The sequence below is a fragment of the Thiomicrorhabdus sp. genome, from assembly GCF_041583835.1.
Taxonomy (GTDB): domain Bacteria; phylum Pseudomonadota; class Gammaproteobacteria; order Thiomicrospirales; family Thiomicrospiraceae; genus Thiomicrorhabdus.
The window spans coordinates 1-21,966 of record NZ_JBFHFC010000023.1 but is presented as its reverse complement, the minus strand read 5'-3'; the positions used below and the strand labels follow the sequence as shown (position 1 = coordinate 21,966).

At 46.9% G+C, this 21,966-nt stretch carries 20 protein-coding genes; 13 read left to right on the top strand and 7 right to left on the bottom strand.

Annotation, left to right across the window (positions count from 1 at the left end; genetic code table 11):
• The first annotated feature begins 197 nt into the window (after positions 1-197).
• The 3 genes from ABY044_RS10250 to ABY044_RS10240 all read left to right on the top strand — a co-directional run bounded on the left by ABY044_RS10250 (position 198) and on the right by ABY044_RS10240 (position 3,482).
• A complete protein-coding gene (locus ABY044_RS10250) occupies positions 198-695 on the top strand; it encodes a DUF302 domain-containing protein (RefSeq protein ID WP_373020434.1) in 498 nt (165 codons plus the stop codon).
• Between the two features lie 497 nt (positions 696-1,192).
• Positions 1,193-2,449, top strand: coding sequence for an OmpP1/FadL family transporter (locus tag ABY044_RS10245; protein ID WP_373020432.1), 1,257 nt, complete (start codon positions 1,193-1,195; stop codon positions 2,447-2,449).
• A 193-nt stretch (positions 2,450-2,642) separates the two neighbouring features.
• Positions 2,643-3,482 (top strand): SDR family oxidoreductase, encoded by an 840-nt coding sequence (locus ABY044_RS10240; protein ID WP_373020431.1) that lies wholly within the window; start codon positions 2,643-2,645, stop codon positions 3,480-3,482.
• Positions 3,483-3,522: 40 nt separating this feature from the next.
• On the opposite strand, the gene ABY044_RS10235 is transcribed toward ABY044_RS10240, so the two are convergent.
• On the bottom strand, positions 3,523-4,023 hold the full coding sequence (locus ABY044_RS10235) for an FxsA family protein (RefSeq protein ID WP_373020430.1): 501 nt from the start codon (positions 4,021-4,023) through the stop codon (positions 3,523-3,525).
• Between the two features lie 248 nt (positions 4,024-4,271).
• Here ABY044_RS10235 and ABY044_RS10230 point away from each other — a divergent pair, with 248 nt between their 5' ends.
• The 10 genes from ABY044_RS10230 (at position 4,272) to ABY044_RS10185 (ending at position 14,933) form a co-directional block, all read left to right on the top strand.
• Positions 4,272-6,500 carry a protein-disulfide reductase DsbD gene (locus ABY044_RS10230; protein WP_373020429.1) on the top strand — a complete coding sequence of 743 codons (2,229 nt, stop codon included), beginning with the start codon at positions 4,272-4,274 and terminating at the stop codon, positions 6,498-6,500.
• 204 nt (positions 6,501-6,704) lie between these two features.
• The gene (gene aroQ, locus ABY044_RS10225; RefSeq protein ID WP_373020427.1) at positions 6,705-7,142 is read left to right on the top strand and encodes a type II 3-dehydroquinate dehydratase; all 438 of its coding nucleotides are present in this window, start codon (positions 6,705-6,707) and stop codon (positions 7,140-7,142) included.
• 96 nt (positions 7,143-7,238) lie between these two features.
• Positions 7,239-7,691, top strand: coding sequence for an acetyl-CoA carboxylase biotin carboxyl carrier protein (gene accB / locus ABY044_RS10220; RefSeq protein WP_373020425.1), 453 nt, complete (start codon positions 7,239-7,241; stop codon positions 7,689-7,691).
• A 12-nt stretch (positions 7,692-7,703) separates the two neighbouring features.
• Positions 7,704-9,053: an acetyl-CoA carboxylase biotin carboxylase subunit gene (gene accC / locus ABY044_RS10215; RefSeq protein ID WP_373020423.1), complete on the top strand. Its 1,350-nt coding sequence runs from the start codon at positions 7,704-7,706 to the stop codon at positions 9,051-9,053.
• Positions 9,054-9,230: 177 nt separating this feature from the next.
• Positions 9,231-10,106 carry a 50S ribosomal protein L11 methyltransferase gene (gene prmA / locus ABY044_RS10210; protein WP_373020421.1) on the top strand — a complete coding sequence of 292 codons (876 nt, stop codon included), beginning with the start codon at positions 9,231-9,233 and terminating at the stop codon, positions 10,104-10,106.
• A 106-nt stretch (positions 10,107-10,212) separates the two neighbouring features.
• The gene (dusB, locus tag ABY044_RS10205) at positions 10,213-11,211 is read left to right on the top strand and encodes a tRNA dihydrouridine synthase DusB (RefSeq protein ID WP_373020419.1); all 999 of its coding nucleotides are present in this window, start codon (positions 10,213-10,215) and stop codon (positions 11,209-11,211) included.
• Positions 11,212-11,237: 26 nt separating this feature from the next.
• Positions 11,238-11,483, top strand: a complete 246-nt coding sequence (locus tag ABY044_RS10200; protein ID WP_373020418.1) for a helix-turn-helix domain-containing protein — start codon at positions 11,238-11,240, stop codon at positions 11,481-11,483.
• 53 nt (positions 11,484-11,536) lie between these two features.
• Positions 11,537-13,099, top strand: a complete 1,563-nt coding sequence (gene purH, locus ABY044_RS10195; RefSeq protein WP_373020465.1) for a bifunctional phosphoribosylaminoimidazolecarboxamide formyltransferase/IMP cyclohydrolase — start codon at positions 11,537-11,539, stop codon at positions 13,097-13,099.
• Positions 13,100-13,258: 159 nt separating this feature from the next.
• Positions 13,259-14,548 (top strand): phosphoribosylamine--glycine ligase, encoded by a 1,290-nt coding sequence (purD, locus tag ABY044_RS10190; protein ID WP_373020417.1) that lies wholly within the window; start codon positions 13,259-13,261, stop codon positions 14,546-14,548.
• Between the two features lie 109 nt (positions 14,549-14,657).
• Complete coding sequence (locus tag ABY044_RS10185) at positions 14,658-14,933, top strand: late competence development ComFB family protein (protein ID WP_373020415.1); 276 nt, start codon at positions 14,658-14,660, stop codon at positions 14,931-14,933.
• Positions 14,934-15,070: 137 nt separating this feature from the next.
• On the opposite strand, the gene ABY044_RS10180 is transcribed toward ABY044_RS10185, so the two are convergent.
• From ABY044_RS10180 to ABY044_RS10155, 6 genes are read right to left on the bottom strand one after another with little or no spacing between them, the layout of a single operon-like run.
• Complete coding sequence (locus ABY044_RS10180; RefSeq protein ID WP_373020413.1) at positions 15,071-15,877, bottom strand: sulfite exporter TauE/SafE family protein; 807 nt, start codon at positions 15,875-15,877, stop codon at positions 15,071-15,073.
• 10 nt (positions 15,878-15,887) lie between these two features.
• A complete protein-coding gene (locus ABY044_RS10175; RefSeq protein ID WP_373020411.1) occupies positions 15,888-17,483 on the bottom strand; it encodes a gamma-glutamyltransferase family protein in 1,596 nt (531 codons plus the stop codon).
• A 3-nt stretch (positions 17,484-17,486) separates the two neighbouring features.
• Entirely contained in the window at positions 17,487-18,812 is a 1,326-nt protein-coding gene (locus ABY044_RS10170; RefSeq protein WP_373020410.1) for a TRAP transporter large permease subunit, read from the bottom strand.
• A 3-nt stretch (positions 18,813-18,815) separates the two neighbouring features.
• On the bottom strand, positions 18,816-19,322 hold the full coding sequence (locus ABY044_RS10165) for a TRAP transporter small permease subunit (RefSeq protein ID WP_373020409.1): 507 nt from the start codon (positions 19,320-19,322) through the stop codon (positions 18,816-18,818).
• Between the two features lies 1 nt (position 19,323).
• The gene (locus ABY044_RS10160) at positions 19,324-20,418 is read right to left on the bottom strand and encodes a TRAP transporter substrate-binding protein (protein ID WP_373020407.1); all 1,095 of its coding nucleotides are present in this window, start codon (positions 20,416-20,418) and stop codon (positions 19,324-19,326) included.
• Positions 20,419-20,446: 28 nt separating this feature from the next.
• Entirely contained in the window at positions 20,447-21,550 is a 1,104-nt protein-coding gene (locus tag ABY044_RS10155) for a hypothetical protein (RefSeq protein WP_373020405.1), read from the bottom strand.
• Positions 21,551-21,966 lie beyond the last annotated feature (416 nt).

The window sequence follows — 21,966 nt, the reverse complement described above, 5'->3', positions numbered from 1 at the left end:
TTTAATAAGAAAAAGTTATTAATCAACAAAAAAATTAGTATTTCATTTTAATTACGATGGGGGTAATCTAGCTGCCGAACATAAGTTGAATACTCAACACATAGACAACACGGAGTACAAATATAATGAAATTCACTCATGCAATTAAAGCAGCGTTACTAGCGGCAGCAGTCTCAACCCTATCTGGTTGTGGAACTATGAATGCAATCGGCAACTTGAACGATGGTGCCGGTGAAACATTCATGCAAGTTTGGGACAAATGGGTAGATTCTGAAGGTGACATCGCAGACGCTACCATGTGGGAAGTAAAAGTTAATGACGGCGTTTCTCTAGAAGACGTTATTGATGCGATCAACTCGGTAGGAACTAACCGCAACCTTAAGAACGTAGGTGAGCTTCCACTTTCTGAAGAATTGAAAGCGCGTGGCATTGAGTCAAAAACCATTCACGTTATGTCTTTCTGTAACCCTGAAACAGCTCGTAAAATGGTTGACTTCTCTCCTGCAATGGGTGGATTCCTTCCATGTCGTGTAAACATCATTGAAGAAGAAGATGGTCTACACATCTATTCAATGAACATGGACATGGCGATCAAGATGGGTAAAAAGATGCCTCCTGAGTTGCAAGAAGCAACCATGCAGGTTCGTGACACCATCTGGGAAATGTTACAAAAAGGTAAGTCTGGCGAATTCTAATCCCAGCAGCCTTAAACCTGAATTCAAAATGAACAGTCACCCTGTTCATTTTGAAACTAAGAAAACCGCGCGCGACCATTTGATTGCCCGCGGTTTTTTTATACCCATTAATTATCTAACCATAAAAAATTAACTTCAGCTCTCCACCTTATTGATATAGCAAATTCACCCATCCATTTTTCAAAAAAAATAAAACAAAAAAATTATTTTTTTAATCACTCCAGTCAAAATTAAAATCTGACCGACCTCTAAAAAAACAATTTCAAACCAAACTTTTTTACTTAAAAATCAATTATTTAAAGAATATTATTCTAAGCTTAAGTTATCGGCCCATTAGGTGTCCTTATTACGCATAAGGTTAATCAATCATACTAATACCAAGGAAAAATCTTTTGATTATCTAACCCCCAAAATTTAGGGCATAGTTACTCACGAAATTAATAAGCAGAATCTAATCTGCTAATACCCAAACAACGACAAAGAGAGAGATACAACTCATGAAAAAAACCAAACTGGCTTTGGCCATTGCAACATCAGCTATGATTTCAACACCTGTTTTTGCAACAAACGGTGATGTACTAATCGGCCTTGGTGCACATGCGCGTGCATTAGGTGGTACTGGTACTGCGGCTTTCTTCGGCTCTGAGAACGCATTAACTAACCCTGCTCTTCTAGGTAAATCTCAAGGCACAGAATTCACTATTGGCGGAACCATTTTCAAGCCTAATGTAAAAGCTACTTCTGACGTTGTTACTGGTGGACAACCAGCACAATCACAAACCAGTGATAATGACATGAACATCATTCCTGAGGTTTCTTTATCAACTCGTATCAACGATAACTGGACATTCGGACTTGGTATTTTCGGCTCTGCAGGTATGGGTGTTGACTACCGCGACACTGATGCTCTATTCAACGGCTACAGCAATCTTCAGATCATGAAATTCGCTCCTTCTTTAGCTTATAACGATACCAATTTCGGTTTCGGTTTCGCTCCTGTAATCCAGTATGGTGCTCTTGACATCAACTACAAAATGGACACTAACGCTAACGGCTCTACTAGTGATCAAACGGACATGAACGTTGGTAATGGCATGTCAACAGACATCGGGTTTGGATTTAACCTTGGTGGTTACTTTGATGTCACTAAAGAGTTGACTCTAGCGGTTGCTTACCAGTCTGCAATCTCTATGGAATATAAAGATCAGATTTCTGGTGCATCAATGCCATTTTACGGAATGGGCGCACTTGACGCTCCATTCGGTGACAAACTTGAACAACCTGCAGAAATCAAAGTTGGTGCTGCTTATACCACAGGAAGCTGGATGCTGACCGCTGATGCCAAACAAATCAAATGGGGCGACGCTGCTGGTTATAAAGACTTCAACTGGAAAGATCAGAACGTCTTTGGAATTGGTGCTAAATACACCGGCCAAGGCTACTGGTTAGGTGCAGGTTATAACTTTGGTTCTGACCCAATTGAGAAACTATCTGACACGTCACCAAACAACCAAACAATCAACATGTTTAACAACCATTTCTTCCCAGGTATTGTTGAAAGCCACATCACAGCTGGTGGCGGATATAAGCTAACTAAGAACATGGCACTTGATGCTGCGGTTGTATACGCACCAGAAGTTGAGAAAACCGTTAACACCGGTTTCCTTTCACAACAAGCGGATCCAGCTTTCTCATCTCATAAAGTTACCCACTCACAAATTGGGTACACATTATCTCTACGTATGAACTTCTAATCTGATCAAGATTTTGGGTTCAAACAAAAAAGCCGCTTCTAAGCGGCTTTTTTCATTTCAGACTTCCCAATAAAGCCCTATGAAACAATCTTCAATACCCATTCAAAATTTATCAATTTTTTTAACTATCGCATCTTCTTTGTTTGGCTCTTTTTAGGCATACTATGCCAAAAAGCAACTGAGGAAAAACATAATGGCGAATATTCTGATTGTAGGTTGTGGCGGCATCGGCTGTGAGCTAGGCCTAACCTTAATTCAACAAGGCCACACGGTATACGGCATACGTCGACACACCGATCTCCTACCTGACGGAATTCAACCCATCGAAGCCGACATCGCCCACCCACTCAATGACTTACCGGAAAACCTGGATTATGTCTTTTATTCGGCATCCGCAGGGAAACACAAAGACGTCGCTTACTACCAAGCCTACGTTTCCGGCGTAAAACACACACTTAAAGCGTTGGAAGGCCAAAACATCAAGCGTATTTTCTTTATATCAAGTTCCTCGGTATTCGGACAAGACGAAGGAGAAAAGGTCACGGAAGAAAGCCCGACATCCGGCAATAACTTCTCGACCAAACGACTTCTTGAAGGCGAAGAATTGATAAACAACTCTCACTTTGCCAGTACCGTCGTTCGATTCGGCGGCATTTACGGACCGGGACGCACCCACTTGATCGATTTAATTCAACAAGGCAAGGCACACTGTATGGAGGATGTTTACAGTAACCGCATCCATTCGGCTGATTGTGTCGGCATACTTGCACACTTACTGAACCTGAACGAACAAGACCCCAAACTGGTCGATTCGCTATACATCGGTGTCGACGACCAACCGACCCCATCATGCGAAGTTTACGAATGGCTTGCAGAACAACTTAGCGTAGGACATATCGAGCATATCGAACCAACAGAAAACAGCCGCTTGATGCGTAGCAACAAACGACTATCCAACGCAAAAATCAGAGCGACGGGGTATGACTTTAAATATCCGACTTACCAAGACGGCTACAGCGAACTAATTCAATAAAAATAACTCCGCCGTAAAATCGACGTTACTTATATCAAACTTACTTTCGGGGAGGTTCCTTATCATCCAGCACCTCTCCTTCGATTACGTCCCGATGCTGTAAAGACTCGGGACGTTTCGACTCGGCCTGAGTCCATTCTCCCTCATAATAATCACCGTTAGAATTGCGGTAATGATAATGACCACGTACCTTATATCCCTTCAATGTCTGCTTAATCAATGCCCTACGCACCCACGGAATCAAAAACAACAGTCCTAACGCATCAGTCATCAAACCCGGAACAAATAACAGCACCCCACCCAAAAAGATAAACGCACCTTCCATCATGGTAGATTGAGGCATCTCTCCCATCGCCAGAGAGGTCTGGGTTTTTTGTAAAATTGCCGCGCCCTGACTGCGCATTAACATCACACCGATTACCGCGGTCGCCACCGTCAACAACACCGTAGGTAAAGCCCCGATCTCGCTACCCACCTGAATCAAAACGTAAAGTTCCGCCAGAGGCACCAACAAAAACAACAGAAAAAAAACTTTTAACATAAGAATCTCAATATATTAAGGTGATAAGGTTTGATTTTAACGAGTTTGAAACACCCCAATTAAACTTTATTTTTACCAAGTAAAACTCACTCAAACCAATGGAAGTAGTATAGAATTGATTGGATTTATTTTGAATAATCTAATCGCTATTATCATGGATTACTTCAAATAATACAGGAAGTTTATAGGGGCCAATAGAATGGCTTTCAAGCTCCAAATCAAAGAAGATCATAGAGAGATTTTAAAACATGCGATTGCTTAATGCTTTAATCACCTTCCTTTTCAGTTCATTACTGTTTTTAAGCACCCCCTTCATCCATACCGCACATGCGGAAGACCTTCTGGACGTCGACGATGCTTTCCAACTCCAACAACCTATGGTTGAAAACGGCCAAATCGTCGTTCACTGGAAAATAGCCGACGACTATAAACTTTATAAAGACAAAATTTCCGTCACTTCCGACAACGCCAACCTGGGTGAAGCCACTTATTCCCCAGCGAAACAAGTGGATGACGCCCTATTCGGTAAAACGGAAGTGTATGTGCATGAAGCCACTGTATCGCTCCCATATAACACCGATCAAAACAGCGCGGACCTGACGGTCAAATATCAAGGCTGCGCGGATAAAATCGGGGTTTGCTACCCACCGCAAACCCGTACATTTACTGTATCGCTACCTGCGACCTCTGCAACGAACAACGGTTTTAACTCTTTAACGGAATTGAATAACTTACTCTCCGCCAACAACAACGAGCCGGAACTGCTTGAAGCGGATGACGCCTTCCAATTTTCGGCCCAAGTAGTCAACGGAACCGTACAGGCCAATTGGAATATCGCCCACGACTACCACCTATATCAAGATAAAATTAAAGTCAAAGTATTAAACGGCGATGCCACTTTGGGCGAATTACAACTGCCTAAAGCCGAAGAAATCGATGATCCGCTATTTGGCAAAACGTTTGTATATCACGGTCAAATTCAGGCCGTTCAACCGATCTCTTCAATAAACGGTAACGCGGTCATTGAATTCGAGTACCAAGGTTGTTCGGCAGCCGCTGGCGTCTGCTACCCTCCAGCACGCAAAACCATTGAAATCAGTGCATCGGAAATTCAAGCCGCGCCGCAAACTGAAAACGCAGCGGCCACATTGGCAACGGCAACGGTCGCAAACTCAACCGACCTATCGGAAACCGACCAGATTGCAGATACCCTAAAAAATAGCAGCGTCTGGATCGTCATTGCGACCTTCTTCGTTTTCGGATTACTACTCGCATTCACGCCTTGCGTCTTCCCGATGATTCCGATCCTATCGAGCATCATTGTCGGCCAAGGCGATCAACTCACGACGCGTCGCGCTTTTGTCATGTCACTTGTTTACGTATTAGCCATGTCGGTCACCTATACCGTTGCGGGCGTACTGGCCGGCGTATTCGGTGAAAACTTGCAGGCGGCCTTCCAAAACCCATGGATTATCGGTAGCTTCAGCGTTATTTTCCTTTTACTGGCGTTGTCGATGTTTGGCTTCTATGAACTGCAACTACCGAGCAGTCTACAGTCCAAGCTCACCAACCTGTCCAACAAACAGCAAGGCGGCACTTTGACCGGCGTTGCCATTATGGGCTTCTTATCCGCTCTAATCGTCGGTCCTTGTGTTGCACCGCCGCTTGCCGGCGCTCTAATCTACATCGGCCAAACCGGCGACGCCTTGTTAGGTGGTATCGCCCTCTTTGCCATGAGCATGGGGATGGGATTACCGCTACTGCTTCTGGGCACGTCTGCCGGAAAACTATTACCACGCGCCGGCGCTTGGATGGATGCCGTCAAAGCCGTATTCGGTGTCATGCTGATCGGGGTTGCAATCTGGATGGCGGAACGCATTCTGCCAGCCGAAATCGTCCTACTTGCCTGGGCGCTGCTATTCATTATTTCGGCGGTTTATCTCGGCACCTTTGAAAGTACCGAAGGCAAATCCGGATGGAAAAAACTGTTTAAAGGGTTCGGAATTGCACTTCTACTTTATGGCAGCATGATCCTGATCGGCCTACTGGCTGGAGGAAACTCTTTATTCCAGCCACTTAAAGTCTTCCAAGGAACGGGAGCATCCGGCTCACAGCAAGCACAGCACCTAAACTTTCAAACCATTAAAAGCATCGAAGATTTAGAAAATCAACTAGCCAAAGGCCAACCGGTCATGCTGGACTTCTATGCCGATTGGTGTGTAAGCTGTAAAGAGATGGAAGCTTTAACCTTTACCGATACCAGCGTACAGGCATCGCTTGAAGGCATCACTCTGCTTCAGGCCGATGTGACCGCCAACGATGCCATCGACAAGGCGCTGATGAAAAAGTTCGGCATCATTGGACCGCCGGCTATCCTGTTCTTCAACCCACAGGGACAAGAACAAAAAAGTCTACGTGTCGTCGGCTTTAAAAACGCGGAAACATTTGAAAACATCACCCGCCAAGCTTTCCATTAACGGCCCCGCCCGGTCAGCCTCAACTCTGACCGGGAAAATTCACTCCCCTTACTTCCCCCCATCAATAAAATCAATCCGTTCATATCAGTTCACAACAGTACGCAACATTTCAAGCAAGAAATTTGTTTTTTAAACACTATTTCATAGTGTTATCCGGGCACTTAAGCTATAATCTTGTCAATCTTTAATCAAGGATTTTGAATCATGGCAAGCATTCTGGTGATAAACGGTCCCAATTTAAACATGCTCGGTAAGCGTGAACCCGAAATTTACGGCCGCCAAACCCTTGCAGACATCATTGAAGACCTTGAACAACTTGCGGATCAATACAGCGTTCGCCTGCGAAACTTTCAAAGTAATGCGGAGCATGAAATCGTAGACCGCATTCATCAGGCGATGAGCGACGGCACCGAGTACATCATTATCAATCCGGCAGCGTTCACTCATACCAGTGTCGCGATCCGTGATGCCTTGGCAGCCGTCAACATTCCTTTCATAGAAGTTCACCTGTCCAACATCCATAAAAGAGAACCGTTTAGAGCGCACTCCTATTTTTCGGATTTGGCTGAGGGCGTAATCGCCGGCCTGGGCAGCAAAGGCTATGAACTGGCATTGGAAGCCGCTGCTGAACGTATCTCATGATCCGGAAACCAAACAACAAAAAACACAAAAAAGTAAACATTAAAAGAGCCTGAAACTTCCCATTTAAGAACCAGGCCCATAATCAAAGGAAAGAAAATGGATATTCGTTCAATTCGTAAACTGATTGAAATTGTAGAACAGTCGGACATCGCCGAAATCGAAATCAAAGAAGGCGAGCACAATATTCGCATTACCCGCAGCAAAGAACCGATCATGATGGCGGCTCCTGCAGCAGTTCAATATGAAGCACCGGTACAAAGTGCTCCTGCTCCAGCATCCGCTCCGGCTGCGGCAGACGCTCCAGTTGAAATCAGTGGCCACCAGGTTACTTCGCCAATGGTCGGTACTTTCTACGAAGCACCGTCCCCGGATGCTCCTGCGTTTGTTAAAGTCGGCGATAAAGTTGCCGTAGGCGATACACTTTGCATCATTGAAGCCATGAAAATCATGAACCCAATTGAAGCGGACGTTGCTGGTACCGTCAAGCAAATCATCGGGGTAAACGGTGAACCTGTCCAGTATGGTCAACCGCTATTCATCATCGAATAAGGACGACCCACTATGATTGAAAAAATTCTAATTGCAAACCGCGGTGAAATTGCCCTACGCGTTTTAAGAGCCTGTAAAGAGCTAGGCATTAAAACCGTTGCGGTACACTCCACTGCGGATGCCGACTTGAAACACGTATTACTGGCCGACGAATCGGTCTGTATCGGACCGGCACCCTCTTCGGAAAGTTACTTGAACGTTCCGGCAATCATTTCGGCGGCCGAAGTCACCGACGCCGAGGCGATCCACCCGGGTTACGGTTTCCTATCCGAAAACGCCGACTTTGCGGAACGCGTTGAAGAAAGCGGTTTCAAATTCATCGGCCCTAAGGCAGAAACCATACGCATCATGGGCGACAAAGTGTCGGCCATCCGCGCAATGAAAGCGGCCGGCGTTCCTACCGTACCCGGTTCGGGCGGCCCTTTAGGCGATGACGACGAAGAAAACCACCGTATCGCACGTGAAATCGGTTATCCGATTATCATTAAAGCTTCCGGCGGCGGCGGCGGACGAGGCATGCGTGTCGTCCATACCGAAGCCAACCTGTTGAAATCGATTCAGCTAACCAAGTCCGAAGCGGGTAGCTTCTTTGGCAACCCTGAAGTTTACATGGAAAAATTCCTTGAAAACCCGCGCCATGTCGAGATCCAAGTATTAGCCGACGGTCAGGGCAACGCAATTCACCTAGGTGAACGTGACTGCTCAATGCAGCGCCGCCACCAAAAAGTGGTCGAAGAAGCGCCTGCTCCAGGGGTTACTCCTGAACAACGTGCAAAAATCGGTGCGGCATGTGTTAACGCCTGTAAAGAAATCAACTACCGCGGTGCCGGAACTTTTGAATTCTTATACGAAGACGGCGAGTTCTACTTCATCGAAATGAACACGCGCCTACAGGTTGAACACTGCGTTACCGAAATGGTGACGGGGATCGACTTAGTTAAGGCTCAAATTGAAATCGCGATGGGTATTCCTCTAAGCTTGAAGCAAGAAGACATCGTTATCAAAGGCCACGCAATCGAATGTCGTATCAACGCCGAAAACCCGGCGAAGAACTTCATGCCGTCGCCTGGTAAACTAGAGCGTTTGCATCTGCCTGGCGGTCTAGGTGTTCGTTGGGACTCCCACATTTACACCGGTTACACCATTCCTCCGCATTACGACTCCATGATCGGAAAGCTCATCTGTTTCGGCAACGATCGTGCAACGGCAATCGCGCGAATGGATGTGGCATTACAGGAAATGGTTATTAAAGGTATCGATACGAATATCCACCTTCAACGTGAAATCATGAATGATCATGGCTTCTGCGAAGGCGGTATGAACATTCATTACCTGGAACACCGTCTGGAGCATCTGATTTAAGCTAAAAGCAAAATCAGAATGCCTGTAACTCAAAGGTGAAAACCTTTCAAACCTCTCTGGGATAACCACGAGAGGTTTTTTGCTTTTAAGTAAACCCATATTTTTAGGAACGAGCCTCAATATAAACTCGTTTCGACCAACCGAATAAAACAATACCGACGTTCATAGGGAGAGCAAATGGCTTGGATTCAAATTAATACGGTCGTCAAAGAAGAACTCGCGGAACCGCTTTCCGACGCTTTCATGGAAGTCGGGGCTTGCTCGGTCACGTTTGAAGACGCCAAAGACCAGCCGATTTTTGAACCGGACATCGGTACCACTCCGATCTGGGCGAACACGAAGGTCGTCGGATTGTTTGATGCCGAAACCGACAGCCAAGCCGTCATCGATACGTTAGTTCAATTACTGCCTGCCGTTCCTGCCGAACAATACAAAACCGAACAACTCGAAGACAAGGATTGGATTCGCGCCTGGATGGACCAGTTTCAACCCATGCGTTTCGGGGAACGTTTGTGGATTGTTCCTAGCTGGCTGAAGCCACCGCAACCCGAAGCGGCCAATTTAATGCTGGACCCCGGCATGGCTTTCGGTACGGGCACCCACCCGACGACGGCGCTTTGCTTGACTTGGCTGGATCAACACGCACCTAAAGACTTAACCGTGATTGATTACGGGTGCGGATCCGGAATATTGGCGCTCGCCGCCGATAAACTCGGCGCTCGTTCCGTTTCGGGAACCGACATTGACCCTCAAGCCATCCTTGCCAGCGAGCAAAATGCCGAACGCAATCAAGCCGACATTGATTTCGCTTTAGCCAAAGACTTCGACTCTCAGCCGGTTGACTTGCTGATCGCCAACATTCTTGCCGGTCCGTTAAAAGAATTGGCACCGGAATTCGATCGTCTACTCAAACCGGGCGGAACCTTGGTTCTTTCAGGACTATTAGCGACTCAGGCAGAGGATTTGCAGGCACATTTTCAATCGATCGGGATTCCTCTAGATACGTTTGAAACCAAAGACGAATGGGGCTTGCTTGCAGGCACCAAACAGTAAGTGGTTTTTTGTGTTTTTACCGAACTTACCCGCTCGGCTTAAATTACAACACGACTTAACAGAACGACAAACAAGACTCCATTCGAGACGGAAAATCGGTTAAAACATGCTTAAAATCGGTCCTTATACTTTTGCTCACAATCTGGTACTGGCTCCCATGGCCGGTGTGAGCGATGCCGTCTATCGAAAGATCTGTCGAACCTGTGGTGCCGACTACACGCTTGCGGAAATGGTCGCCTCTCAAAAGCAACTTTGGGAATCCAAAAAATCGTCTACCCGCCAAGCCGATCGTAGCGATCCCGAGCCGCGAGCCGTCCAATTGCTAGGCACCGACCCTCAAGAATTGGCGGACGCAGCGAAATGGCAGGCGCAGCAAGGAGCACAGATCATCGACCTGAATATGGGCTGTCCGGCGAAAAAAGTCTGTAGTGTCGCAGCAGGATCGGCGTTAATGGGTGCACCCGATAAAGTGGCCCGGATATTTGATGCCGTCGTCACCGCGGTGGACGTACCGGTCACAGTCAAAATCCGCACAGGACTGGATGTCGAAAATAAAAATGCCCTTGAAATCGCCTTGCTCGCTCAACAGTATGGCCTGCAAGCCGTCACCATTCACGGCCGAACCCGGGAAGATAAATTCAACGGCTCAGCCGAATACGACACGATCCGCAAGGTTAAACAAAGTCTCGATATACCGGTCATTGCAAATGGTGATATTAACACCCCCGAACAAGCCAAATTTGTATTAGAATATACGTCTGCTGACGGGCTGATGATCGGACGCGCATCGCAAGGTTATCCTTGGATATTTCGTGAAGTAAATCATTACCTTGCGACTGGAACCACGTTGCCACCTCCAACCCTGGATGAATTCTATAACACCATAATAGAACATACTCGCGGCCTGCATCAGCTGTATGGTGAAATGCTCGGTGTGCGGATCGCCCGCAAGCATATTGGCTGGTACAGCCAACACCTGGAAAACGGAGTTGCATTGCGTAAGACGTTTAATCAGCTCACCGACCCATTAGAACAACTCAAGTTAATTGAGCGTTTCTTTGATCGCGCCGAAAACACGGCTCCCGCTCAAACCGCAGTCAATTAACCCGACATATTTTAAAACGTAAACTTATGACAAAAACGATTGCCAAACACTCCCTGAGTGAACAAGTGACCCTGACCTTAGAGCACTATTTCGAAACGCTGCAGGAAGAGTCCGTCTCCGACCTCTATGAAATGGTTATTCAGCAGGTCGAAAAACCGCTAATCGAATTTGTTTTGGAAAAGACTGAACAAAACCAGTCCAAAAGCGCCCAAATACTCGGCATCAATCGTAATACGCTGCGCAAGAAAATGCACAAGTACGATCTGATCTAAAATACACGCCTTATTTTTATAACTTTTAGCTTTATTTTTTGGAGAAAAACATGATGAAACCAGTTCGTCGCGCTCTAATCAGTGTCTCGGATAAGACCGGTATTCTTGAATTTGCGGAATCGCTTGTTGCGATGAATGTCGCCATCCTATCGACCGGCGGCACTTACAAAGTACTTTCAGAAGCCGGATTACCCGTAACCGAAGTGTCTGAATACACCGGTTTTCCTGAAATGATGGACGGACGCGTTAAAACTTTGCATCCAAAAATTCACGGTGGCTTGTTAGGTCGTCGCGGAACCGACGATGCCATCATGTCGGAACACGGCATCGATCCGATCGATATGGTTGTCGTCAACCTTTACCCATTCGAAGCGACCGTTGCCAAAGCGGACTGCTCTTTAGAAGATGCGATTGAAAATATCGATATCGGCGGACCGACCATGTTGCGCTCTGCGGCTAAAAACCATAACGACGTTGCCGTCGTTACCGATCCGGCCGACTATGCCCGCATTCTTGAAGAACTACAGGCAAACAATGGCCAACTTGCGCATGCAACCCGTTTCGACCTAGCCATCAAGACATTCGAACAAACGGCACGTTACGACGGAGCCATCGCCAACTACTTCGGCACCATGTTCAGCCAGGAAGAGAATGATGCTTTCCCACGTACTTTCAACACTCAATTCGTGAAAAAGCAGTCCATGCGTTACGGCGAAAACCCACATCAGGCCGCGGCTTTCTACACCGAACGCAACCCGACCGAAGCGTCGATCTCTACGGCAGTGCAAATCCAAGGTAAAGAGTTGTCGTTCAACAACATCGCCGATACCGATGCCGCTTTGGAACTGGTTAAGACATTCGACGAAACCGCATGTGTTATCGTCAAGCACGCGAACCCATGTGGGGTATCAATCGGGAACAGCTTATTCGAAGCTTACGACCGCGCTTACAAAACCGACCCGACTTCTGCATTTGGCGGAATCATCGCCTTCAACCGCGAGTTGGATGCAGAAACCGCACAAGCCATCGTTGACCGTCAATTCGTTGAAGTCATCATCGCACCAAGCGTTTCGGCAGAAGCTCAAGCTGTTGTAGCGGCAAAACAGAATGTACGTCTATTGGCTTGTGGCGAACTTGGCGAACAGCAAGCCGCTTACGACTATAAGCGCGTGACCGGTGGCCTATTGGTTCAAGACCGTGACTTGGGATCGGTTTCACAAGATGAGCTTAAAGTCGTCAGCAAACGCGCTCCAACCGAAACGGAAATGTCCGACCTTATGTTTGCTTGGAAAGTCGCTAAATTCGTGAAATCCAACGCCATCGTCTACGTTAAAGACGGCATGACCATTGGGGTAGGTGCCGGCCAGATGAGCCGCGTTTATTCAGCCAAAATTGCCGGTATCAAAGCGGAAGACGAAGGACTTGAAGTCCCTGGTTCCGTTATGGCTTCTGACGCTTTCTTCCCATTCCGCGACGGCATTGATGCCGCTGCGGCTGCGGGTATCACGGCAGTAATCCACCCAGGCGGATCAATGCGTGACCAGGAAGTCATCGACGCAGCGGACGAGCATGGTATTGCAATGGTGTTTACAGGAATGCGCCACTTCAAACACTAAGCGACACAAGGGGCTAATTTGTCCAACTTCGTTGGATAAAAGCTTCCGGTGCTCACGTACATTCAGTACGCTCCGCGCCGGGTCTTTTATCCGCCTAGAATTTGAACAAAGCGCCTCCTTCTTAAGAATTGTTATTCTAAAAAGAAAGAGATTAAACAAATGAAAGTATTAATTATTGGTGGCGGCGGTCGTGAACACGCTTTGGCTTGGAAAGCGGCACAATCGCCTAAAGTTTCCAAAGTGTTTGTTGCACCGGGTAACGCAGGTACGGCACTTGAATCCAATTTGGAAAACGTCAACATTTCCGTTGAAGATATTACGGGATTGGTGAATTTCGCTAAAGAAAACGGCATTGATGTCGCCATCGTCGGCCCGGAAGTTCCTTTGGTATTAGGCGTAGTCGATGCTTTTACCGAAGCCGGTTTAAAATGTTTCGGTCCGACAGCGGCCGCGGCGCAATTGGAAGGGTCAAAGGCCTTTTCTAAAGACTTCTTAGCCAATCACAATATCCCGACCGCAGCCTATTCCGTCTTTACCGAAATCGAACCTGCCGTCGCATACATTGAAGAAATGGGCGCGCCGATTGTTATCAAGGCGGACGGTTTAGCCGCGGGTAAAGGGGTTATTCTAGCCGACACGAACGAAGAAGCGATCGAAGCGGTCAAGGACATGCTGGCAGGCAACAAATTCGGCGATGCCGGCGCTCGCGTTGTCATCGAAGAATTTTTGGTGGGTGAAGAAGCCAGCTTTATCGTCATGGCGGATGGCAAAAACATCTTGCCGATGGCGACGTCTCAAGACCACAAAGCACGCAACAACGGCGATACAGGGCCAAACACCGGCGGAATGGGGGCTTACACGCCTGCTCCGGTCGTCACGCCTGAAATCCATGACCGCATCATGAAAGAAGTGATCGTACCAACCATCGAAGGTATGGCTAAAGACGGTCTTCCATATACCGGCTTCCTATATGCCGGCGTTATGATTGATGCTTCCGGCGCACCAAAGGTGCTTGAATTTAACTGTCGTTTCGGTGATCCTGAAACCCAACCGATCATGATGCGCCTTCAATCGGATTTGGTTGAGCTGTGTCTGGCTGCCATCGACGGCAAACTGGATACGGTTGATGCAAAATGGGATAGCCGTGCCGCATTAGGCGTCGTTATGGCAGCCGGTGGATATCCGGATGATTACCGAAAAGCGGACGTCATCTCCGGATTGGAAAATGCCGACGCCGAAGACCTTAAAGTCTTCCATGCCGGTACTTCATTGAATGAAAACGGCGATGTAATCACCTCCGGCGGACGCGTTTTATGTGTGACAGCGTTGGGCGAAAATGTTACCCAAGCTCAAAAACGTGCCTACGAAGGCGTCAACGCAATTTCTTGGGATGAAGTCTATTTCAGAACCGATATCGGCCATCGTGCAATCAGTCGCGAACAAGCCTAATAAATTCTGAATAACTTTGCATAAAAAAAAGCACCTACACAGGTGCTTTTTTTATAGGTAATTTTTAGGTATAGTGAAACTTAAACCACTCTTAAATTAAGGAAAAATCGTGTCATTCGATACCGTCCATAACTATTATGAACGCTTGGTTTTTAACGAAATCAACGAAAACTATCTTGAAAAAGAATTGGATTCGCAGCAACTTGCCGATATGGCCTGCATTGCCCTCAATCGAATTCCTCCACGCTATATCCGTTTTGATATCGACATGTCTTTTTATATGACGACGGACGAACACAAGGAACATGAAGAAATCGTTCGTAAAGCGGTACGTAAAGCGTATAAAAAACTTCTCAAACTCGATCGCGATGAAACGGATGAATAAATTCTAAAATTGACCATTCAGACAAACCATCGATTCAAACTGAATGGCCGTAGCATAAAGTCATTTTCTGAAATGACCACTAAAATGCTTTTACGAATCAACATCAGCGATAGAGCGTGATCCCCTTTCAGCCGCCATTACATTAAAAGCATTTTCAGACCGACCAAAGCCAAGAAAATCGCAAACGCCGTTTTCAACTGTTTAACATTTAGGCGATAAGCCAACTTAGCTCCGATCGGGGCAAAAATCATCGTCATCGGTACCAGCGCAATAAAACCGAGCCAGTTAACATAACCCGTTGACCCTAACGGCAGATCGGCAACACCCCAGCCACTTACAACGTAGCCCAAAGTAGCCGGAACACTGATAATCAGACCGAATAATGATGCCGTTGCCACCGCCTGATGAATCGGATAGGAAAACAACGTTAACAGAGGCACCATAAGCGTCCCTCCGCCGATTCCTAACATCGATGAAAACCCACCCAAGAACGTCGCAAACAATGATTGGATTTTATTCCCCGGCAAGCGTTCCGCCAGAGCAATTTTTTTGTAACTGCTCACCAGCATATGCATCGAAACCAACACCAATAAAACACCGAACATGACTTTTAACGTCAATCCGTCAATAAAGTTGGTCGATACCGCACCAATCAACACACCCAATAATACGAAAGGAAGCCAACGCTTGGCCAACTGCCAATCGATCCCGCCCTTTTTATGATGGGCATTGGCGGACATAATCGAGGTCACGACAATCGTCGACAAGGAAGTACCGATGGCAAGCGGCATTGCAATCGCAACATCAATCTTAAGATAAAGAAAGATGTGATAAAGCATCGGCACAATCACGATCCCACCACCAACGCCTAACAGGCCTGCCAATAATCCGGCGACGATGCCGCTCACTAGCAAAATGGGTAACAAAATGAGTAATTCGTTCATTCAATATTCCTTAAAAACCGGCTGCTTTGCCGTCACTTCTAGGGTCAAAAGCCCCTTCAATTTTCAATGAAGGGTGGCGCACCAATGCACCCGCGTGTCCCACTGAAGAATCCAATGGGCCTAACCATTCAAAATCATGTCCTTTACGTTGAAGTTCGCTCGCGTAATTTTCGGGAAAACGCGATTCCAGCTTCAAGCTTTCCGACGCATTTCCCCAGGTACGACCCAACAACCAACGCGGTTGATTAATAGCCGTTTGCAGATCTTCATCGTAATAGGCATAACGCGAAAACACTGCGGCTTGTGTTTGTGGCTGACCGTCACCGCCCATGGTTCCGTAAGCCATCACCCTACCGTCCTTAAACAGTGCAATCGCCGGGTTCAAGGTATGAAACGGTTTTTTGTGGGGTGCGATGCTACGTACGTGGTTAGGATCAAGCGAGAAACTACAACCGCGGTTCTGCCAAACAATACCGCTTTCGGGCAACATGAAACCACTGCCGAATTCGTGATAAATGCTTTGGATGGCGCTGACAACGCGGCCTTCCGAATCCATTGCGCCAAACCATGTGGTATCGCCGGGAGCTGTTTTTTCACCCCAAGGCAATGCCTGATCCAAATCGATACGCTGGCTTAATTCATCCAAATACTCCGGAGCCAACCAGGCTTGGAGCGCTTCCGGAGAAGCCGATGTATCCATGCGATCCCGGTGTTCGAATGCGATTTTCGTCGCTTCGACCAAAAGATGCACATAATCCACGGAATCCTTTTCAGGTAACTTCTCAATCCAACGGTCAAATAAGCCGAGAATCATCAAAGAGGCGACCCCTTGAGTAGGAGCGGAAGCGTTAAACAGCTTGGCATGGGTGGTTTCGATTTCAAGATGAGGCTTAACGGCCGCGTGATGCTCCTGTAAATCTCTGCGCTGAATAAACCCTTCCCGGCGTTCGAAATCATTACAGATACTCTCGGCCAAATCACCGCGGTAAAAATCATCAAAGCCACGCTCGCCCAATTGCTTTAAGGTACGTCCCAGAGCTTTTTGATATAAAGTCTCGCCGGCTTCGGGAATACGACCTTGCGGATAATACACATCGGCAAAAAACGAATCCTGCTGAAGCTCCGTCGCTTTATCCGCTAAGGTATCCGCTAACGACGGCGTCACGACAATGCCATTATCGGCAGAGTCGACCGCCTCGGCCATTAACGCCTCCGCACTCAAACATCCCTGCCAGTCTTGCTGACTTTTTAGATAGGCCTGCTCCCAAGCGGACACGGCTCCGGCAACGGTATTGGCCGCCAGTTTCCCTCTAAACGGAATCGTCTCGACGTCCGCATACAGTTCGGGCTTAACATCAAACCCGGAATGGCCCGAAGCTTCAATAAAACTGACGCCTTCTTTAGGATCATAGACCAACCAGAAGGCATCACCGCCAATCCCCGTCATATGAGGATAATGAACGGCCAACGAAGCTGCAGTGGCAATGGCGGCTTCAATAGCGTTCCCCCCCGCCTTTAAAACATCAAGTCCGGCATCCGCTGCCGCATGATGCGGAGCGACAACCATGCCGTTCTCCGCAACTTGTGTAATAGGTAACTTACTCATTTATTAACTCCAACCAATAGCCTTAGGCAACCATAGCGCAATTTCCGGAAAGATCATGACCAAACCGATCACTGCAATCTGCATACCGATGAACGGTATGACTCCTTTATAAATATCAATTGTTTTAATTTCCGGCGGGGCGACGCCCTTGAGGAAAAACAACGACCAGCCGAACGGCGGGGTCAAAAAGGAGGTTTGCAGGTTCAAGGCAACCAAAATCGCCAACCAGACCATGTCTACGCCTAAAGCATGAAAAATCGGCAACATCAAAGGCAATACGATGTAGGAAATTTCAATCCACTCCAAAAAGAATCCAAGGAACAGCAAAATAGCCATCATGAACAAGATCGCGCCCCACTCTCCGCCGGGAATGACTGAGAACATGTCTTCAATCAAATAGTCCCCGTCCAATCCTCTGAAACTCAACCCGAATACCTGGGCGGCGATTAGGACGAACATGATCATCCCGGTGATCTTCAAGGTCTCGTTCAAGGTTCCTTGCAACACTTTAAAAGTCAGGCGCTTGCTTAAAAATACCAGAATCAAAGCACCCAAGGCCCCCATTGAAGCAGCCTCGGTCGGTGCGGCAACGCCCCCGATAATCGACCCTAAAACGGCAAAAATCAGAATGAAAGGCGGTGCGACCGACTTAAAAAACTCCATCCATAATTCGCTCCGAGAATAACTATCCCTTTCTTCTTGATCTATAGGCGGTACTTTTTCCGGCGACTTCCATCCCAGATACAAAATATACAACACATACAATGCAGCCAATATCAGACCCGGAACCAACGCCGCCGCAAACAACGGACCGATAGCCTCGCCGGTAATGTCGGCAAGCAGAATCAACACCAGACTCGGCGGCAGTATCTGACCGAGCGTACCGGATGCACAGATGGTTCCGCATGCGACCGAATGGCTGTAGCCACGTCTAAGCAGAGTCGGTAAGGTAATCATACTCAAGGTGACGACGGTTGCACCGACAATCCCGGTGGATGCCCCCATCAATACACCGACGGCGATGATCGCGATCGCCATTCCGCCCGGGGTTTTTCCTGCCAGATGCCCCAAAACATCCAGCATCTTCTCAGCCAACCGCGACTTTTCGAGCATGACGCCCATGAAAACAAAAAGCGGTATAGCGAGCAAGGTGTAGTTGGTCAATACACCGAAAATGCGTGCCGGAAGCAGGTTAAACAGGTCAAAGCCCATTCCGATGAGGCCAAAGCCCAATCCCGCCGCCGCAATCGCAAATGCGACCGGCACGCCGATTAAAATCAGGGTAAAAAGAGAAATGACCATTAATATGGCCAAAAACTGTGGTTCCATAAATCAATACTCTCGTTGAGGATGAGTGACGGCTTTCAATAGTAATGCCAATCCTTGAACAGCAATCAATAAAAAGCCCAACGGCAATAGCGCCTTAACTAAATAGCGATAACCCAGACCGCCCGGATCAGGGGAAACTTCGCCCATGCCGTACGACTGCAGTACATAATCCATAGAGAGGTACATCATGAAGCCTGAAAAAGGCAAAATAATGAAAGCCGGAATGAGAACATCCATCCAACGTTTAACTTTATTAGAATAACGATGATAAAAAAGATCGACTCGCACATGCTCACCCTGTTGCAGGGTATAAGCTGAACCTAACATGGCGATAGCCGCTAGTAAATGCCACTCGAATTCTTGCAAACCTACGGAACTGATGTGAAACAGATATCGAAACAAAACGTTCCCTGCCACCAACAGCACCAAAAATAGAATTAGCCAAGCACTCAAGCGGCCAACGCGTTCAATGAACGCGTCAAGCCTATTTGCAAAAACAGATAACTTCATATTAAAGCTTAGTCATCACAACTTCTTCACTACGAGCCTGCCAAGCATCATGCTTTTCTTTAAAAGCAAAATAACTTTCGTGAACCTTTTTAACCAAAGGATCTTTTGCGGCATACTCTTCCAACGTTTTGAAAGTCAGCTCTTTCAATTTAGCAACAACCGGATCAGGAAGGGTTTTCACTTCCACGCCAAAGTTCTTAACCAAATCATCCAACGCTTCGGAGTTATGCGCTTCAGACCAGACATGACTCATCAAGTTACATTCCGAAGCAACCGCTTCAACAATCGCCTTAAGGTCATCCGGTAAGGAATTCCAGGCATCCTTATTGATCAGACACTCTGTCGTGTTGCTTGGCTCTGACCAACCGGTCGTGTAATAGTATTTAGCCGCTTTCTGCAATCCTAAACGACGGTCTTGATAAGGTCCGACGAACTCGGCCGCATCGATAACGCCACGTTCCAGAGCCGGGAAGATTTCACCACCAGGAAGCAACTTAACGCTGACACCCAACTGTTCGTACACCTTACCTGCCAAACCAGGAATACGCATACGAAGACCTTTTAAGTCTTCAACCGATTCAATCGGCTTACGGAACCAACCGGTCATCTGCACACCGGTATTACCCGCAGCCAGACCGATCACGTTAAACGGCTTGTAAACTTCATCCCAAAGCTCTTTCCCGCCGCCTTCTTGCAACCATGCATTGGTTCCCTGGAAGTTCATTCCGAAAGGCACTGTCGTGAAATATTGCGCTGCAAACGTTTTACCGGCCCAATAATACGAGTTTGCCCAGTTCATTTCGATCGTGCCCTTAGACACCGCATCAAACCCTTCCATCGCAGGAATCAATTCGCCCGCTGCATAATGCTTGATACGTAGACGTCCGCCCGACAACTCTTCTACGCGTTTACAGAAATAACTCGCACTACCCGGTCCGGTTGAATAGAACGGTGCGCCCGCAGGATAAGCGTTGGTCATTTTCCAACGAAACGTTTTCTTATCTCCGGCATTTGCAATTGCCGGTGCTGCAACCGATCCGGCTGCTGCTAACCCTGCCAAACCACTTTTTAATAGATCTCGTCTTTTAATCGACATAACAAACTCCTAATGTTTTCAATCTTGTTTAAAATTGGATTTGAGTACCAATTTTCAATGCATTAACCGTATCCGATCCAGTGTTCTCCGTTGCGGAAAAGACGGCAGAAATTAAAGCGTTGTGGCTGGAAATAACATAGTTCAGACCCAACTCTGTTTTGTCCATTTTTCCACCATCGTCATAATCAAATTGCTGTACACGCGTAAAAGGCTGGAATTTACCCATACCGACTTTCTGAGGGAATAGATAGGAGGCCAATGCTAAATAAGCGTCTCCGGCCTTAAGCGTTTCGTCAACCGCACCATCCAAGTCATACGAATAATAAGCACCTTCCAATGTACCTACTCCACCGGAAGCCAGTTTCTTCTCTAACAAGAAATCCGCGTTCCACGCAGTGAAGTCACCCTGGTTAGTAGCAGCATCCGTTCCAGCTCCGTCAGCCTGGTACGCACCGCCGATTCCGAATGCCAAGATATTTTTGCTGCCATGGTAGGTACTACGGTTGAAGTAGCCCGGTTCGGCATCCCATAAATTAACGGAAATTCGACCTGAATATAACAAGCTACCCTTATCATTCGGACCGTCCGTACGACCCTGTGTCGCACCAAAGTAATACTTCACTTTTTTATCGTTCGCCAATCCCCAGAAAATCACACCGTCATCACGACCAGCAAAAATAGCCGGATACTTGCGCACGGAAGGGAAATCATAAGCGGCTTGATAGAAAGGGCCGTCCAAGTTCGCTCTATCGGTCGGAATCAATACTCGACCCGCCCACAAATTAAAGTTATCAGTCAATTGGAACTTGGCCGCGGCATCCAGCAGCTTGATGTTATCGTTCGAATCTTTTTCTGTATTAAATGTAAACTGCACCCCTTTCATCGCTTGTGCAGTCAGATATAAACGCATATTCTGAACGGAAAAATCCGTGTTGTTATCCGACCCGCTTGGCGCACCATCCTCAACAACATTCATGCTGGCTCTCAATCCGGCACCCAGCTTAACCCAACGATCTTCATCCGCTTTAAGGGTTACGCCTGCATAAGATGCCGGTGCCGCAGCCATTAAGCCGCTACCTGCGATTGCACAAGCCAAGATACCAACAGCTCGGTTATTTACTTTAGTGGTCATTCATTCTCTCCCAAATGGTTTTAATTACGTTTGTAAACTAAGCGAGAAAACCAGAGCAGATTCAATGCCACAACCAAAAATGAAGTACAAGATATTGAAATATAAAGATTAATTTAAAAATAATATTTAATTAACCTGTTTGTCATTTTAACAGTGCACCATAGAAGAACTGAATTTTTAAGACCTTTTGTAAACTAAGCGCTATAAAAATCAACCATTTGCTTTAATTTTGATCTTATAATGAAAAAAATATTTCGATAACGATCTCAAAAAAATTGATCTGTTTACATTTGACATCAATGCGACAGATCGACTTGCGCACCAAAAGAGAGCGAAAAAATAAATTAGCTAGGAAAGAAAGACCCATGAAGATCGACAATCACATCATCAACCTATTAATCAAAAATGGACGTGCC